This is a genomic window from Variovorax sucrosi (assembly GCF_051216635.1).
In the GTDB taxonomy this organism is placed as follows: Bacteria; Pseudomonadota; Gammaproteobacteria; order Burkholderiales; family Burkholderiaceae_C; genus Variovorax.
This window is the reverse complement of the sequence record NZ_JBPJZU010000001.1, coordinates 248,328-265,272: the sequence shown is the minus strand read 5'-3', so window position 1 is coordinate 265,272 and position 16,945 is coordinate 248,328. Positions and strand designations below refer to the sequence as shown.

General features: G+C 68.3%; 15 protein-coding genes. 8 read left to right on the top strand and 7 right to left on the bottom strand.

The genetic code is table 11. The features are described 5' to 3' along the window. From ACSFBE_RS01190 to ACSFBE_RS01170, 5 genes are all read right to left on the bottom strand, one after another. A complete protein-coding gene (locus tag ACSFBE_RS01190; RefSeq protein WP_435488536.1) occupies positions 1–1,119 on the bottom strand; it encodes a 3-deoxy-7-phosphoheptulonate synthase in 1,119 nt (372 codons plus the stop codon). A gap of 221 nt (positions 1,120–1,340) precedes the next feature. Further along, a complete protein-coding gene (tldD, locus tag ACSFBE_RS01185; protein ID WP_435488535.1) occupies positions 1,341–2,813 on the bottom strand; it encodes a metalloprotease TldD in 1,473 nt (490 codons plus the stop codon). A 78-nt stretch (positions 2,814–2,891) separates the two neighbouring features. Further along, positions 2,892–4,046 (bottom strand): rod shape-determining protein RodA, encoded by a 1,155-nt coding sequence (gene rodA / locus ACSFBE_RS01180; RefSeq protein ID WP_435488534.1) that lies wholly within the window; start codon positions 4,044–4,046, stop codon positions 2,892–2,894. Between the two features lie 32 nt (positions 4,047–4,078). Continuing rightward, positions 4,079–5,902, bottom strand: a complete 1,824-nt coding sequence (locus tag ACSFBE_RS01175) for a sensor histidine kinase (RefSeq protein ID WP_435488533.1) — start codon at positions 5,900–5,902, stop codon at positions 4,079–4,081. Positions 5,903–5,923: 21 nt separating this feature from the next. Further along, complete coding sequence (locus tag ACSFBE_RS01170; RefSeq protein WP_435488532.1) at positions 5,924–6,667, bottom strand: response regulator; 744 nt, start codon at positions 6,665–6,667, stop codon at positions 5,924–5,926. A 147-nt stretch (positions 6,668–6,814) separates the two neighbouring features. Here ACSFBE_RS01170 and ACSFBE_RS01165 point away from each other — a divergent pair, with 147 nt between their 5' ends. From ACSFBE_RS01165 to ACSFBE_RS01140, 6 genes are all read left to right on the top strand, one after another. Then, positions 6,815–8,902 (top strand): carboxypeptidase regulatory-like domain-containing protein, encoded by a 2,088-nt coding sequence (locus ACSFBE_RS01165; RefSeq protein ID WP_435488531.1) that lies wholly within the window; start codon positions 6,815–6,817, stop codon positions 8,900–8,902. Positions 8,903–9,007: 105 nt separating this feature from the next. Further along, positions 9,008–9,595, top strand: coding sequence for a YqiA/YcfP family alpha/beta fold hydrolase (locus tag ACSFBE_RS01160; RefSeq protein ID WP_435488530.1), 588 nt, complete (start codon positions 9,008–9,010; stop codon positions 9,593–9,595). Between the two features lie 52 nt (positions 9,596–9,647). Then, positions 9,648–11,708, top strand: a complete 2,061-nt coding sequence (locus tag ACSFBE_RS01155) for a ribonuclease catalytic domain-containing protein (RefSeq protein WP_435488529.1) — start codon at positions 9,648–9,650, stop codon at positions 11,706–11,708. A gap of 22 nt (positions 11,709–11,730) precedes the next feature. Beyond that, a complete protein-coding gene (locus ACSFBE_RS01150; protein WP_435488528.1) occupies positions 11,731–12,591 on the top strand; it encodes an energy transducer TonB in 861 nt (286 codons plus the stop codon). Positions 12,592–12,596: 5 nt separating this feature from the next. Then, complete coding sequence (gene aroE / locus ACSFBE_RS01145) at positions 12,597–13,436, top strand: shikimate dehydrogenase (protein WP_435488527.1); 840 nt, start codon at positions 12,597–12,599, stop codon at positions 13,434–13,436. Positions 13,437–13,440: 4 nt separating this feature from the next. Then, positions 13,441–14,202, top strand: coding sequence for a transglycosylase domain-containing protein (locus ACSFBE_RS01140; RefSeq protein WP_435488526.1), 762 nt, complete (start codon positions 13,441–13,443; stop codon positions 14,200–14,202). On the opposite strand, the gene ACSFBE_RS01135 is transcribed toward ACSFBE_RS01140, so the two are convergent. Further along, on the bottom strand, positions 14,199–14,729 hold the full coding sequence (locus ACSFBE_RS01135; protein WP_435488525.1) for a GNAT family N-acetyltransferase: 531 nt from the start codon (positions 14,727–14,729) through the stop codon (positions 14,199–14,201). The two genes, ACSFBE_RS01140 and ACSFBE_RS01135, sit on opposite strands and share 4 nt — an antisense overlap. A 9-nt stretch (positions 14,730–14,738) precedes the next feature. Then, positions 14,739–15,128: a ribosomal maturation YjgA family protein gene (locus tag ACSFBE_RS01130; protein ID WP_435488524.1), complete on the bottom strand. Its 390-nt coding sequence runs from the start codon at positions 15,126–15,128 to the stop codon at positions 14,739–14,741. A 20-nt stretch (positions 15,129–15,148) separates the two neighbouring features. Here ACSFBE_RS01130 and ACSFBE_RS01125 point away from each other — a divergent pair, with 20 nt between their 5' ends. Both ACSFBE_RS01125 and ACSFBE_RS01120 read left to right on the top strand, forming a co-directional pair. After that, on the top strand, positions 15,149–15,796 hold the full coding sequence (locus ACSFBE_RS01125; protein WP_435488523.1) for a lysophospholipid acyltransferase family protein: 648 nt from the start codon (positions 15,149–15,151) through the stop codon (positions 15,794–15,796). Further along, positions 15,793–16,842, top strand: a complete 1,050-nt coding sequence (locus ACSFBE_RS01120) for a phosphatidate cytidylyltransferase (RefSeq protein ID WP_435488522.1) — start codon at positions 15,793–15,795, stop codon at positions 16,840–16,842. The genes ACSFBE_RS01125 and ACSFBE_RS01120 overlap by 4 nt, the downstream gene beginning before the upstream one ends. The last annotated feature ends 103 nt before the right edge of the window (positions 16,843–16,945 follow it).

Sequence of the window (16,945 nt, the reverse complement as noted above, 5' to 3'; positions counted from 1 at the left end):
TCAGCCGCGGCGGCGCTTCACCGCCTGCGACAGGGTGTCGAGCACGGCGGTCGAATCGTCCCAGCCCAGGCAGGCGTCGGTGATGCTCTGCCCGTAGGCCAGCCCGCCGATCGAGTCCTTGCCCGGCGTGAACTTCTGGGCGCCGGCGCTCAGGTGGCTTTCGACCATCACGCCGAACACGTTGCGGCTGCCACCGGCGATCTGACCCGCGATGTCCTGCGCCACGTCGATCTGCTTCTGGTGTTGCTTGGAACTGTTGGCGTGGCTGCAATCGACCATCAAGGTCGGCGGCAGCTTGGCGGCCTCCAGATCGCGGCAGGCCGCCGCCACGCTCTCGGCGTCGTAGTTCGGCGCCTTGCCGCCGCGCAGGATCACGTGGCAGTCCTTGTTGCCGTTGGTCTGCACGATCGCGACCTGGCCGTTCTTGTGGACCGACAGAAAATGGTGGCCGCGCGCCGCCGCCTGGATGGCATCGGTCGCGATGCGGATGTTGCCGTCGGTGCCGTTCTTGAACCCGATCGGCGCCGAGATGCCCGAGGCCAGTTCGCGGTGCACCTGGCTTTCGGTGGTGCGCGCGCCGATCGCGCCCCAGCTGATCAGGTCGCCGATGTACTGCGGCGAGATCACGTCCAGGAACTCGCTGCCGGCCGGCAGGCCGATGCGGTTGATGTCGATCAGCAGCTGGCGCGCGATGCGCAGGCCTTCGTCGATGCGGAAGCTCTCGTCCAGGTACGGGTCGTTGATCAGCCCCTTCCAGCCGACGGTGGTGCGCGGCTTCTCGAAGTACACGCGCATCACGATCTCCAGCGAGTCGGCGTACTTGTCGCGCTGCACCTTGAGGCGGCGGGCGTACTCCAGCGCTGCGGCCGGGTCGTGGATCGAACACGGCCCCATCACCACCAGCAGCCGGTCGTCGGTGCCGGCCATGATGTTGTGGATGTTGCGGCGGGTGCCGGTGATCAGCGTTTCCACCGCGGTGCCGCGGATCGGGAAGAAGCGGATCAGATGTTCAGGAGGGGGGAGCACGTTGATGTCCTTGATGCGTTCGTCGTCGGTTTCGCTGGTTTTTTCGACGCGCGCATACCAGCTGTCGCTGGTGGGTGCGGAGGGATGGGTCATCGTGCGGCTCCTGGGTCTAAGGTTCGGGGATCAAAAGGGCATAAAAAAACCGCCGGGGCGTGAGCGCCGGCGGTCTTTGGAGGGTGTACGTTTGTCTTACGCGCTCGCCTCTAGGCCGCCGGAGATCCGGAACCAAAAGTACGAAAAATAGAAAGCGGCGCGTTGCGACATAGGGCGCGAATGTAGCACGGGTTTCGGGAAATGCGCGTTGCGCCAGGGCGTCAGGCGGTGCCGCCGACCGTGAGGCCGTCGATGCGCAGCGTCGGCTGGCCGACGCCGACCGGCACGCTTTGGCCTTCCTTGCCGCAGGTGCCGACGCCGGAATCGAGCGCCATGTCGTTGCCGATCATGGTCACACGGGTCAGCGCATCGGGGCCGTTGCCGACGATGGTCGCGCCCTTCACCGGGTACTGGATCTTGCCGTTCTCGACCCAGTAGGCCTCGCTCGCAGAGAAGACGAACTTGCCGCTCGTGATGTCGACCTGGCCGCCGCCGAAGTTGGTGGCGTAGAGGCCCTTCTTGATGCTGGCGACGATCTCCTTCGGGTCCTTGTCACCGCCCAGCATGTAGGTGTTGGTCATGCGCGGCATCGGCACGTGGGCGTAGCTTTCGCGGCGGCCGTTGCCGGTGGGCTTCACGCCCATCAGGCGGGCGTTCATCGAATCCTGGATGTAGCCCTTGAGGATGCCGTCCTCGATCAGCACGTTGCGCTGGCTGGCGTTGCCCTCGTCGTCGACGTTGAGCGAGCCACGGCGGTCGGCGATGGTGCCGTCGTCGAGCACGGTCACGCCCTTGGCCGCCACGCGTTGGCCGATGCGGCCCGAGAAGGCGCTCGAGCCCTTGCGGTTGAAGTCGCCCTCGAGCCCGTGGCCGATGGCTTCGTGCAGCAGGATGCCGGGCCAGCCTGGGCCGAGCACGACGGTCATTTCGCCGGCCGGCGCAGGACGTGCTTCCAGATTCGTCAGCGCGGCCTTCACGGCCTGATCGACGTACTCGGCGATGTGCTCGTCATCGAAATAGGCCAGGCCGAATCGACCACCACCGCCGCCGGAGCCGATCTCGCGGCGGCTCACGCCGCCAATGACTTGCTCGGCGATCACCGTCACCGACAGGCGCACCAGCGGACGCACATCGGCCGCCAACGTGCCGTCGGCCCGCGCCACCAGCACCACGTCGTATTCGCTGGCCAGGCCGGCCATCACCTGCGCCACGCGCGGATCGCGCGAGCGCGCCAGTTTCTCGACCTTGCCGAGCAGTTCGACCTTGGCCGTGCTGTCGAGCGTCGAGATCGGGTCGATGCCGTTGTAAAGCGAGCGACTGGAAGCAATCTTGCGCGTCGGCACCTTGGCCCGGCCGCTGCGCGCAGCCGATGAAATGGAACGCACGGTGCGCGCCGCATCGAGCAGCGACGCCTCGGAGATGTCGTCGGAATAGGCGAAGGCCGTCTTCTCGCCGCTCACCGCGCGCACGCCGACGCCTTGGTCGATGCTGAAGCTGCCGGTCTTGACGATGCCCTCTTCCAGGCTCCAGCCTTCGCTGCGCGTGTACTGGAAGTAGAGGTCGGCGTCGTCGACCTGGTGGGCCTTGATCTCGGCGAGCGCCTTGCCGAGGTGGGACTCGTCGAGTCCGAAGGGCGTGAGCAGCAGCGCCTGCGCCGTGGCGAGGCGTTCGATGGTGGGTTCGCGGGAGATCATCAAAGCATTATTGCTCGCCCCCTGGCTGCGCGGTGGGGACGTGCCTGCTTCGCCTACCCCTCGCCGGGGGCAATGGCTTCAGCTCTGCGCCAGTTTCTTGGCGCGCGAGATGGACATCAGGATGCCCAGCGCCAGCCCCAGCGTGACCATCGCCGTCCCGCCGTAGCTGATGAAGGGCAGCGGCACGCCCACCACCGGCAGGATGCCGCTGACCATGCCCATGTTCACGAAGGCGTAGGTGAAGAAGATCATGGTCACGGCACCGGCCAGCAGGCGCGAGAACAGCGTGGGCGCGTCCATGGCGATCGCCAGGCCGCGGAAGATCAGGAAGACGAAGGCGCTGATCAGGAACAGGTTGCCCGCCAGGCCGAATTCCTCGGAGTACGCGGCGAAGATGAAGTCGGTGGTGCGCTCAGGAATGAATTCCAGGTGCGTCTGCGTGCCCTGCATGAAGCCCTTGCCGCCCACGCCGCCCGAACCGATGGCGATCATCCCCTGGATGATGTGGAAGCCCTTGCCCAGCGGGTCCTTGGTCGGGTCGAGCAGCGTGCAGACGCGCTGCTTCTGGTAGTCGTGCAGCACCCGCCAGTCGACGCCGTCGGCGCACAGCTGCGACTCGAAGCCGACGATCAGCGTGACCGCGACCACGCCGATCAGTACCGGCGGGAGAATCAGCTTCCAGCTGAGGCCGGCAAAAAAGATCACCGACAGCCCGGCCGCCAGCACCAGCAACGAGGTGCCGAGGTCGGGCTGCTTGATGATGAGGCCGACCGGAACCGCCAGCAGCACCGTCGCCACCACGAAATCCAGCGGTCGCAGCTGCCCCTCGCGCCGCTGGAACCACCAGGCCAGCATCAGCGGCATGGCGATCTTCAGGATTTCGCTCGGCTGGATGACCATGCCGACGTTGATCCACCGCCGCGCGCCCTTCTTGGTGATGCCGAAGAGCAGCACGGCGATCAGCAGCGCCACACCCACCGCGTAGAGCGGCACCGCAAAATTCATCAGGCGCTGCGGCGGCACCTGCGCCACCACGAACATGATGAAGCCGGCCAGCAGCATGTTGCGGCCATGGTCCATGAAACGCGAGCCGTGGTCGTAGCCCGACGAGTACATCGTCAGCAGGCCGGCACAGGCCAAGAGGAACACCGCGAACGCGAGAAAGCCGTCGAAGCCCTGGAAGATGGGCGCGATGCGGCGCGCGAACGAGGGTTGATTGAAGACGGCCGACATGGGCGCGGATTATCGACGCCCGCGCCGCTTTCTCAGGCGAGATCGACCTGGACGACCGTGCGCCCGGGTCGGCTTTGCACCTCGATGGTCGCGCCGATCGCCTCGGCGCGCAGGGCGAGCGCACGCGGGAGGCGCGCAGCGTCGAAGCCGACGCCGTCGTCGATCACGCCGATGCGCACCGCGGTGCCTGCCATCGCCGCCTCGATGCGCAGCACGCGGGCCTGCGCGTGTTGCAGCACGTTCGACAGGGCCTCGAACAGCAGGAACTGCAATTGGCGCATCAACGGGGCGTCCAGCCGCGGCAGCAGCGGCAGTTCGTCCACCGCCCATTCGAGCGCCAGCCCCGAACTGGCGAAGCGGGGCTCGAGCCGATAGCGCAGGCCGGCCAGCAGCGCCTGCACGTCGCCCGGGGGCAACTGGATCGAGTCGATCGACAGCTTCAACTGGTCCATCGAATCACGCAGTGTGCGCAGCACCTCGATCACGTTGGCCTGGCCGGACTGCATCTGGCGGATCGCCGCGCTGATGTGCGAGCCCACGCCATCGTGCATGTCGCGCAGGATGCGCTCGCGCTCCTGGGTTCGCGCCTGCTCGCGGGCCACCATCTCCAACTGGCCGTAGGCCGACGCCAGCTCCCGCTCGCGATCGGCCACACGAACCGCGAGCGTGCGCAACAGTTCACGCGACTGGGCCGTGGCCTCGCGAAAGCGCATCAGCACGACGCCCAGCAGCGCCATGCCGAAGAACAGCGAGGTGTAGCGCACCCAGGTCGTGTCGCCGTAGGCGTCGCTCATGCGGATGACGAACCAGTCGCGCACCGCCACCGCCAGGGTGAGCACGAGGGCCGACGCCACCAGCATCCGCGCGGCCGTCGGCCGACGGATCGTCGCGCCCAGGAAGAAAAGGACGTAGGCCGTCACCGCGACGATCTCGAGCGCCAGCCAGCCGGTCAGCCAGATCGGCTCGCCCCGCGCCAAGGCGACGTAGCAAGCGAACACCGGCACGGTGAAGACGACGGCCACCGTGGGCGGCAGCCAGCGCATGCCGGGCCGGTCCTGCCAGCCGGCCAGGTGCTGACAGAACATGAGGCAGGAGCCGGCCCAGCCCGAATAGCAGGCCGTCATCAGCACGCCCCACGCCACCCAGGGCAGGGGCGGCTCGCGGATGGCGCCGTCGGCCACCCGCAGCGCCCAGCAGAATTCCGCCAGCGCCGCCCAGAGGTACAGGGACTCGCGGTGCGGTCGGCCGGTCTCCCCGGCGGCCGCCTGCGTGAGCCACAGCCCCAGGGAGATCGTGCCGACCACGATGCTGAAGGCCGACAGCAGCACCGAGCCGGTGAAGCGCCAGGCGTAGGCCGACGCGAACAGCTCCCCGCGCACCGGACCGGACGGCCCGAGCGTGGGCACCGACAGCCCGGCGCGGCGGCCCGAATCGGCGTGGATCCGGATCTGCACCACGTTGTCACCCGGTAGCAGAAGATGGGCCGGAATCGGCAGGTAGACCGGGGCCTTGGCGTAGTCGACCGTGTTGGGCCGCGCGAGATCACCGTAGGTGGCCATCACGCTGCCGTTCAAGGCGACCTCCACGGTGCTGCCCACGCGCGGGATGAACAGGCCCCAGGGCTCGGCCGGCGTCGCCGCCAGCCTGAAGGGCAGCGTGAAACGCGCCTCGCCCGGCCGGCCCTTGTGCACGCGATCCCAGTGGTAGGGCAGCGTGACGGGCGCCTCGCGCGTGATGCCGTCGACGGTGCTTGTCACCGTGCCTTCGCGCAAGGCGTGCAGGGTGGCGCTGGAGTCGTCCGCCGCCGCGAGGCCCGCCCACAGCGCCGCCAACGCCAGCAGAACGAATCGCCGCATCGCCCGCATCCGGCCCGCCGCTCAGCCCGGGTGGCGCAGCAGCCCGAGCCGCGTCGCCTCGAACACGGCCTCGTTCTTCGAATGCACCGCCAGCTTCCCGTAGAGGTTCTTGATGTGCGTTTGCACGGTGTGCACGCTCAGCGACTTGAGCCGCGCAATCTCCGCATAGGAGAAGCCGCGGGCGATCAAGCCCAGCACTTCCTGCTCGCGCCCCGACAGCAGCGCCGGCGCATCGGCCTTCGGCACGGCCGGCGGGGGCACGGCCGCCAGCGCGTCGGCGCGCGCACCGGCGCTGGCCTCGGAATGCAGGCTGCGGTACTTGGCCAGCACGCGACGCGCGATCATGGGCGAGATGGGCGACGCACCCGCCTTCATCTCGAGGATGGTCTGCGCGATGTCCTCCGGCGGCGCGTCCTTGTGCAGGTAGCCGACCGCGCCGGCCTCGATGCTCGCCAGCACGTTGTCCTCGTCGCCGAAGACCGAGATGACGAGCGGCTCGCATTGGGGAAAACGGGCCACGGCGGCCCGGATGACGTCGAGCCCGCTGCCGTCGGGCAGGCCGAGATCGGCCAGCAGGACATCCGGCGCCTCGGGCGATGCGGCCAGCCAGGCCAGCGCCTCGCGCACCGTGCCGAGGCCGGCCATCCAGCGGAGGCGGTCGCTCGCGCGCACGCTCTGCTCGAAAAAGCTGCGCGCCCGCACGTCGTCCTCCACGACCAGCACCCTGAACGGTTTCCCCGGCCCAGTTGATACCTCGGTATGCATGGGCGGGAAGCATACGCCGTGAAACAGTTGGAAATCTTTGGTGACTCCCTGATTCATGGGATGTGCTTGAGCGCCTCGCCGAAGACACTGGCGCCCGGTCGCATGTAACGACCTTGTAACGAATCAATCCAAAGGATCGAGATGACGATGAACACGAGGACCCGTGCGGGTTTGGCAGCCGCGCTGTTGCTGTCCCTGGCCGCATGCGGCGGAGGAGGAGATGGCGGATCTGCGGGCACCGGCACCGGCACCGGCACAACGCCTCCGACGACGACCCCACCGGTCGCGACTCAGGCCTCCCTGAGCGGCGTGGCCGCCACCGGTGCAGCCTTCGCGGGCGCCGCCATCATCGTCACCGACCAGACCGGCGCGACGGTCTGCACGACCGTCACCGACGACAAGGGCGCCTACGGCTGCACGCTGCCCCTGGGCACCAAGGCGCCGCTGGTCATCAAGGCCAGCCGCGACGAACTGAGCCTCTACAGCACCACGGCCAGCGCCGGCAGCGGCACCGCCAACGTGACGCCGCTGACGACCATCGTTGTCTCGCAACTGTCGCCCGACGGCAACCCGGCCAGCCTGGCCGGCGCCATCACCACGAAGCCCGAGACCGTCACGGTCACGGCGATCCAGGCACAGGTGAGCGAACTGATCACCGCGCTGCAGCCGCTGCTGACCGCGCTGAACCTGACGGTCGACCCGATGGCCGGCAGCTTCATCGCCGACGGAACCGGCCAGGACAAGCTGCTCGACGCCATCTCGGTGAGCGTGCGGCCCGACGGCACCGCCGCCAACATCGAGATCACGGTGAAGGCACAGCCCGCGAGCGCCGACGCCGCGCCACTGTCCATCGCCTTCCGCAGCGACGCCACGAGCGTGCCGACGCTGCCGGCGGTCACTGCGGCCCAGCTCGAGGCGATTCCGTCGCCGGCGATGGTGGCCGGCCTGTTCGAGCGCATGACCGCCTGCTACGCCCTGCCCGCCTCGCAGCGCGTCACGAACGGCAACGACAGCGGCGCCGTCACCGGCACCGCAGTCAACGTGGTGGCGCCGGTCTGCCGGGGCATGTTCCTCGGCGACGACCCGGCCACCTTCTCGAGCAACGGCAACACCGTCGGCCGGGATGCCAACAACCGGGGCGCCTACGCGAGCCTGTTCCGCGGCGGCGCCACGGGCCTGAAGTGGGAGCGCGGCAACTTCGAGTTCCTCCGCACGAACGGTGACGTGGTCATCAGCTACCGTTGGGTCGACCCCACCGGCAACGTCGACAACGACACGCTCATCGCTCGCAACGTGAACGGCACGCTCAAGCTGGTCGGCAACGGCAATGTCTACAGCGCGAGCGTTCGCCCGTTCTCGGAGGACCGGGAATTGATCAACACGCCAGCGTTCAGTTCGTACACCACCGGCTACAACGTCAGCATCGACAACCGCGTCGACGGCAATGGCGCCCCGATTTTCCAGAAGGTGCTGGTGACCACCCCCTTGGGAACACAACTGACGTACGTTCCGAGCGGCGGGCTGTCCTACCTCGTCATCCAGAACAACGGTGTGCCTACCAGCACCCCGATCTACCGACTCACCGCGGCGTACCGCGATGCCGCCACCGCTGGAAATCCGGTCGACAAGGAAGGCTTCTTCACCGCCACGCCGCAGTACGACGAAGCCGGTGTCCGCGCCCTGCAGGACCAGAGCGTCTGGAAGCTGGAGTTCTTCCACGTCGACACCCAGCTGCCGAACGTCGTGCAGAGCTACCGCACCCTTTCGCGTGCCCAGTCGATCGCCGAGATCAGGCAGCTCGTCTTCGTCGACGTGACGCCGGCACTGCGCGCCGAATTGATCGAAGAGTCGGCTTCGTCGCCCTCGGGCAACCTGGTGTTCGAGGCGCTCGACCCGGCCGAGCCGAACATCATCGACTTCAGCGCTGACGGCGACCTGGCCGGCTGGGTGGTGCCGAGCGGCGCCCTGGCACCGACCTCGCTGTCCGCCTACGGCCGCGCGCCGACGGTGAACAACGTCCAGGGGGCGCGCTACAACGACAGCACCGGCGTGTCGATCACGGCGCGCAAGGCGAAGCTCTACTGCTCCAAGCAGAGCCAGTCGGACGCGCATTGCGACGCGACCTCGCCGAGCCAGTATGCGAAGGGCACCACGCTGAACATGTTCGAACTGTGGGCGCGCAACACGCGGCAGGTCGAGATGAGCAAGAAGATCGGTACCTACAAGCTGCAGTGACCCGCTCGATGACAGCGTCACGGCCCCGCCTCGGCGGGGCCTTTTTCGTACCGACGCCGGCCGGCGGCCCCCGCCGCCGGCAGCGTGGCAGTTAGCATGCCGACGATGCCCACCACCCATCTCCTCTACCTGCACGGCTTCCGCTCGTCGCCGCAGTCGATGAAGGCGCGCGGGGTGGCCGAACGGGTGGCGCAGCGCCACCCGGGCGTGCACTGGTGGTGCCCGCAGTTGCCACCCTCGCCGCGCGAAGCGATGGACATGGTCATGCGCGGCATTGCTCAGTGGCCACGCGACACCATGGCGGTCATCGGCTCGTCGCTGGGCGGCTTCTACGCGACCTACGTCGCGGCCATGACGCGCTGCCCGGCGGTGCTGCTCAACCCGGCCGTCGACCCGGCGCGCGACCTGGCCCGCTACATCGGCGATCAGACCGCCTGGCACGACCCGGCGCAGCACTTCTATTTCCAGCCGGCGTTCATCGACGAGCTGCGCACGCTGGAAGTCGGCCCGGTCACCCGGCCCGAGCGCATCTTCGCCATCATCGCCAAGGGCGACGAGGTGCTGGACTGGCGCGAGATGTCGGCCCGCTACCCGGGCAGCCGGGTGCGCCTGCTCGAAGGCGGCGACCATGCGTTGTCGGACTTCGAGACCCAGCACCTCGACGACGTTCTGCGCTTCATCGATCCGATCTGACGCCGGGGCAGCCGTCGCCGGTGGCCGGGTGGCCCATGGGACAATCGCGCCCATGTTTGTATTGTTCGAAGAAGCCGGCAAGTACCTCGGCGGCCGCGTGTTGTCGGAGGCCGAAGCGTCGGCGCAGGTCGAGCTCGAGTCCGGGAAGCGGGTCAAGGTCAAGAGCGCGCACATCGTGCTGCGCTTCGAGAAGCCGGCCCCGGCCGAGCTGATCGCCGAAGCGCGCGTGCTCGCCGCCGGCATGGACCTGGACCTCGCCTGGGAATTCGCGCCCGAAGGCGAATTCGCCTTCGCCGACCTGGCGACCGAGTATTTCCAGGCCAACCCCTCGCTGGTGCAGCAGGCCGCGGCGCTGTTCGCGCTGTTCGAGGCGCCGCACTACTTCCGCCGCGCCGGCAAGGGGCGCTTCAAGAAGGCCCCGGCCGAGATCATCCAGCAGGCGCTGGCCGCGATCGAGAAGAAGAAGCAGGTGCTGGCGCAGATCGCCGAGTGGGCCGGGCAGCTGGTGGCGGGCGAATGCCCGGCGCCCGTGCGCGAGCAGCTCTACAAGATCCTCTTCAAGCCCGACAAGAACGCGCCCGAGTACAAGGCGGTGGTCGAGGCCTCGCGCACCGCACAGCGCGCGCCGCTCGACCTGCTGGAGCGCGCCGGCGCCATCGACTCGGCCTACCAGTTCCACTGGAAGCGCTTCCTGTTCGAGAACTTCCCCAAGGGCACGGCCTTCCCGCCCGCGCTCAGCGCCCCGGAAATCGCCGACGACCTGCCGCGCGCCGACGGCGTCGAGGCCTTCTCGATCGACGATTCGCAAACCACCGAAATCGACGATGCGCTGTCGGTGCAGGGCCTGGGCAGCGGCACGGTGACGGTCGGCGTGCACATCGCCGCACCCGGCCTGGCCTTCGCACCCGGCAGCCCGCTTGACCAGGTGGCGCGTGCGCGCATGTCCACCGTCTACATGCCGGGCTACAAGATCACCATGCTGCCCGACGCGGTGGTGCAGAGCTACACGCTGCTCGAGGGCGGCGACCGCCCGGCCGTGTCGCTCTACGCGCGCTTCGACGAAGCCACGCTGGAGCTGCAGGGCACCGAGACGAAGATCGAGCGCGTGCCGATCGTCGCCAACCTGCGGCATGACCGGCTCGACGGTGTCATCACGCAGGCCTGGCTGGAAGACGCTGCAGCGATCAGCGCCGACACGCCCGACATCGTGAGCACGCTGCGCGCGCCGCTCAGCTTCCTGTTCCGCCTGGCCAAGCAATTGAAGGCGCAGCGCGAAGTCGTGCGCGGCAAGCCAGAGAACTTCAACCGGCCCGACTACAACTTCCGCCTGGTCGGCAACGACGGCGAGCCGGAGGGCCACGAGCAGGTGCAGATCAGCACGCGTCAGCGCGGCGCACCGCTCGACCTGATCGTCTCCGAAGCCATGATCCTGGCCAACAGCGGCTGGGGCGGCTGGCTGGGCGCGCTCGGCGTGCCGGGTCTCTACCGCAGCCAGGCCAGCCTGGCGCCCGGCATCAAGGTGCGCATGGGCACCCGGGCGCTGCCCCACGCCGGCCTGGGCGTGAAGAGCTACGCCTGGAGCACCTCACCGCTGCGCCGCTACACCGACCTGGTGAACCAGTGGCAGATCATCGCGGCGGCCCGCCACGGCAAGACCGCCGCGCTGGCCGCGCCCTTCAAGCCGAAGGACGCCGACCTGTTCTCGATCCTCTCGGGCTTCGACGCGGCCTACGCGACCTACAACGCCTACCAGGGCGGCATGGAGCGCTTCTGGACGCTGAAGTACCTGCAGCAGCAGGGCATTGGCGAACTGACCGCGACGGTGATCAAGGACATACCGAACGGTGCCCTGGTGCGCGCCGACACGCTGCCGCTGGTGTTCCCGGTGGCGGGCCAGCAGGAACGCGGCGCGCATGTGCGCGTGAAGCTGGGCGAGATCGACGAGATCGCGCTCGACGTGCACGGCACGGTGCTCGAACGCCTCGACGCACCGGCCGATGCGGCCGCGCTCGACGAGGGCGGTGCCGACGAGGAGGAAGAAGTGGCGGGCCCGATCGCCATCGCCGTGGACCTCAACGACAGCGAGACCCCCGCGGAGAACACGCCGGCCTGAGCACCGGCCCGCCGAGAGCGCCATGAACCTCAAAGACCTGAGCACCCTGCAGATCGCCCTCGGCCTGTCGGTGGTGGCGCACGCCGCACTGCTGGCGGTGCGCTTCGTCGACCCGCAGGCGTTCAATCGCGTGTTCCAGGACACACCGCTCGAGATCATCCTGGTCAACGCGTCGACCAACGAGACGCCCGACAAGGCGATGGCGATCGCACAGAAGTCGATGGCCGGCGGCGGCGACCTCGACCGCGGCCGTGCGACCAGCCCGCTACCGCCCTCGACCTTCACCACCATCGGCGACTCGATGGAAGAGGCCGAGCGCAAGGTCGAGGCGATGCAGGCGCAGCAGCAATTGCTGCTGGCCCAGATCAAGCAGCAGCTCGCCGCGATGCCGATGCCGGACCCGCGCCAGCAGGGCAATCCGAACGAGGCCAAGGCGCAGGAAGAGAAGCGCCGGCAGCTGGTCAACCTGCTCGCCGAGATCGAACGCCGGGTGAACGAAGAGAACGCCCGTCCCAAGAAGCGCTACATCAGCCCGTCGACGCGCGAAGCGGCCTATGCGGTGTACGTCGACGCACTGCGCCGGCGCATCGAATCGCGCGGCACCGAGAACTTTCCCGAAGTCGCCGGCAAAAAGCTCTACGGCGAGCTCACCATGCTGGTCACGGTCAACTTCGACGGCAGCCTGCTGGCCACCGAGGTGGTCGAGACCTCGGGCAATCTCGCGCTCGACCGCCGGGCCCAGGCCATCGTGCGCAGCATCGGCAACTTCGGCCGCTTCAGCGACGCGATGCGGCGCCAGGCCGACCAGATCGTGCTGCCCTCACGCTTTCGCTTCACGCGGGACGAAACGCTGGAGACGCAGCTGTCGTCCCGCCAGAACTGAGCACCATGGACCTGTATTGCGTCATGGGCAACCCGGTCGAGCACAGCCGCTCGCCCTGGATCCACGCCCGCTTCGCCGAACTGACCGGCGAAACCCTGGACTACGGCCGGCGCCGCATCGAGCTCGGCGGCTTTGCCGAAGGCCTGGCCGCCTTCCGCGCCGACCCTGCCGGCACCGCACGCGGCTGCAACGTCACGGTGCCGTTCAAGTTCGACGCGTGCGACGTTGCCCAGCACCTGAGCGAACGCGCCGCGCTGGCCGAGGCCGTGAACACCCTGAGCTTTCGCGACGATGGCGTGCACGGCGACAACACCGACGGCGTGGGCCTGGTCAACGACATCCAGCGCAACGCCGGCGTCCCGATCACTGGGCGCGACGTGCTGCTGATCGGCGCTGGCGGCGGTGCGTCGGGCGTGCTCGGCCCGCTGCTGGCGGCGGGTGCGCGGCGCGTGGTGGTCGCCAACCGCACGCTGGCGAAGGCCATCACGCTGGTGCAGCGCCACGCCGCGTTGGCCCTCGAACACCAGGCCAGCGTCGAGGCGCAGGAACTGCACACCGTGGCGGGTGATTTCGACATCGTGGTCAACGCCAGCGCGTCGAGCCTGTCGGGCGGTGCGGTGCCGGTGGCGGCGTCGGTGCTCAAGCCCGGCACGCTGGCGATCGACATGATGTACGGGCCGGCCGCCGCGGGCTTCCTCGACTGGGCGCGCGCGCACCGTGCCGTGCCGCGCGATGGCCTCGGCATGCTGGTCGAACAGGCGGCCGAAGCCTTCGCGATCTGGCGCGGCGTTCGCCCGCCGGCGGCGCAGGTGCTGGCCGAGCTGCGCGCCTTGGTCGACGGCTAGGCACATGCGACAGACCGCGCGCTGGCTGGTTTGCCTGATGGTGGCGGGCATCGCGCTTCAAGGCTTCTTCCTCGGGCGCATCGCGTTCATGGCGGTGATCGCACCGGAATCGACCGCCTTCCAGCGGTCGGAAGCCTGGCAGATCGCGACGAACGGGCGTGCGAATGCGAAGCGCGGCGAGTCGCCCGGCTGGCAGCAGGAATGGGTGCCCTACGAACGCATCGCCGACACGCTCAAGCGCGCGGTGATTGCCAGCGAGGACGCCGAGTTCACCTACCACCGCGGCATCGAATGGGAAGCCATCGAGCGCGCCCGCCAGCGAAACGCCAAGGCCGAGGAGATCGCCGCGCGGCGCGCTGCGCAGGCCCGAGCCCGCGGCAAGGAGCCGGCGCCCGCGAAGATCCGCGGCGGCTCGACCATCACGCAACAGCTGGCGAAGAACCTGCTGCTGTCGGGCGAACGCACGCTGCTGCGCAAGGGCCAGGAAATGGTGCTCGCGACCGCGCTCGAGCTGCTGCTGAGCAAGCGCCGCATCCTCGAGATCTACCTCAACAGCGTCGAATGGGGCGAAGGCGTGTTCGGTGCCGAAGCCGCGGCGCAACACTACTTCAACAAGCCGGCAGCGCGGCTGAGCGCCAACGAGGCAGCGCGGCTCGCGGTGATGCTGCCCAGCCCCAAATTCTTCGAGAAGCGCCCCGGCTCGCCCTACGTGAGCGGCCGCGCGTCGACCATCATGGCGCGGATGTCGGCGGCTGATCTGCCCTAGACGGACAGAGCATCGTCTTTGCCGAAGACGAAGCGGCACACGGTCGTGCGACCCGAGCCGTGGTGCCGTTTCGCGGGCTCGTCGAAGGTATCGATGGCCGTGAACCCGGCCTTGCGCATCATCCCGGCCGAGGCGGCGTTCTCTTCATGGCGGTCGATGTAGACCTCGCGCAGGCCCTCTGCCTTCAGCGCGTCGAGCGCGGCCCGCAGCAATCGCGCACCCAGGCCTTGCCCGACGGCATCGCGGTGCACGACCGCTTCGCAGACATAGCCCTGCGGCTGCGCGGCGTGGCCGGCCGGCTGATAGCACGCGAAGTGCTGCGTCTGGCAAAAGGTGACGACGCCTTGCACGGTATCGCCCTCCCAAGCGACGACCGCGCCGACCTCCCCTGTCGCGATTTGCGCTACATGCCGCGCCACGTCATCGGGCGGCAGCCAGTTCCATGGGTTGGGGCCATGCGTGAGGATCAGGTCGATGAGCGCCGGGATGTCCTCGGCGCGGGCAGGCAGCAGTCGTTGCGTCGTCATGCTTCGACTCTACGGTGCTTCCCGCTGCTCGATCGAGACAACCGCCACGGCACCGATGGCGTAGGCCAGCACGTCCAGCCAGTCCGGCGTGCTGCCGATGACGACGCGCAGCATCGGGTTCGCGATCTGCCAATGCCCCAGCCGCGCGAAGTACTGGCCGAGTTCCAGCGCACACCCCACGCCGAAGGCGGCCAGCGCGAGCGGCATCGGCCGCGCGGCCACCACCGTCTTCAACACGAAGTACAGCCAGGCCACGGCCAGCACATCGCCGAAGAAGCCACGCAGCCAACCGGCGCGCGCACCCAAGGTAGCCAGCAGCACGAGGAGGACGAAGAGCCCCAGCGCAACGGCGAAGGCACGCGCATCGAAACGCCAGGCAAGGGCAGGAGGTGTCGTCATGGCCCCGTATCATCGCCGCCATGCTTGCTGCGAAGTTGCTGGGGTGGATGCTGCTGGGCCTGGTGCGTTTGCTGACCGGCGCGCAGGCGCGATGGTGGGGTTGCCCGCCCAAGGCCGAGCAGCGCATCTACTTCGCCAATCACCAGAGCCACCTCGATCTGGTGATGATCTGGGCCGCGCTGCCCGAAGAACTGCGCAGCATCACCCGGCCGATTGCCGCGCGCGACTACTGGGCCAACACGCCGATGAAGCGCTGGATTACCACGGAGGTGTTCAACGCCATCTATGTGGAGCGCGGCGGCACGCCGGCACCGGCCGAGGAAGGCGCACCGCCGTCCGACCCGATGGCGCCGCTGCAGCCGCTCGTCGAGGCGCTGACCAGCGGCGACTCGATCATCATCTTTCCCGAAGGCACGCGCGGCCACACCGGTGAACCGCAGAAATTCAAGTCGGGCCTGTTCACGCTGGCGCAGATGTTCCCTGACGTGGTGCTGGTGCCGGCGTGGATCGACAACGTGCAGCGCGTCATGCCCAAGGGCGAGATCGTGCCGGTGCCGATCCTCTGCTCCGTGACCTTCGGCGCGCCGATCATCCTGGCGCCGGGCGAAGAGCGCCGCGCCTTTCTCGACCGCGCGCGCGATGCCGTGATGGCGCTGCGACACGTATGAACGCCTTCCTGCGAACCCTCTCGCCGACCCACCAGGTCGCCGCCCTTTTCCTGATCGTCTTCGGCGTGCTCACGCTGGTGAGCATCGCCACGCTGCTCGTCAGCCTGCGCGAGCGGCGCAACGCGGCCCACGGTGAAGCCTGGCTGCGCGAGTTCGCCGACTTCCGCGCGCTGCTGCGCACCACCTGGTTCATGGTGGTGGTGTTCTGGATCGGCTGGGCGCTCGGGCCGAGCGTGGCCACGTTGTTGTTCGCCTTCATCGCCTTCTTCGCGCTGCGCGAGTTCATCACGCTGTCGCCGACGCGGCGGGGCGACCACCGCAGCCTGATCCTGGCCTTCTTCGTGGTGCTGCCTGTCCAGTTCATCCTGGTGGGCACCGCGCGCTTCGACCTCTTCACCGTCTTCATTCCGGTCTACGTGTTCATCGCCATTCCCGTGGTGAGCGCGCTGGCGAACGACCCCAGCCATTTTCTGGAGCGCAACGCCAAGCTGCAGTGGGGCATCATGGTCTGCGTCTACGGCTTGAGCCACGTGCCGGCGCTGCTGTTGCTGTCCTTCCCCGGCTACGAAGGCAAGAGCGCCTTTCTCGTGTTCTTCCTGGTCTTCGTGGTGCAGACCTGCATGGTGGTGCAGCACCTGATCGCACGCCGCTTCGCGTACCTGCCGCCGGACGAGGCCGATGCCGCGCGGCGCAGCATTGTCGGGCGCTGGCTGGCGCGCGAGCCTTTCGCCCCCAACGTGAGCCGCAGCTTCAACTGGGCCAGCTGGGGCCTGGGCATGGCGATTGCCAGCGTGGTCGGCGCGGCGATGTCCTTCATCACGCCGTTCAAGTTCGGCCAGGCGCTGGCCATGGCGCTCATCGCCTGCGTCGCGGGCTCGATGGGCCATTTGGTGATGAAGGCGCTCAAGCGAGACCGGGGCATTCCGAACTGGGGCCAGAAAGGCGTCGGCGTGACCGGCGCCAACGGCCTGCTCGACCGTGTCGACGCATTGTGCTTTGCAGCACCGGTGTTTTTCCACTCGGTGCGCTGGTACTTCGGTCTCTGAAGCATGCAAACGGATCCGGATCGAAAACACGCCTTCGGCGCTCTGCTTCTACCGCGCGGTAGCAAGTTGCGCCGGATTCACCCATAGGGGAAATCGAGCAGGA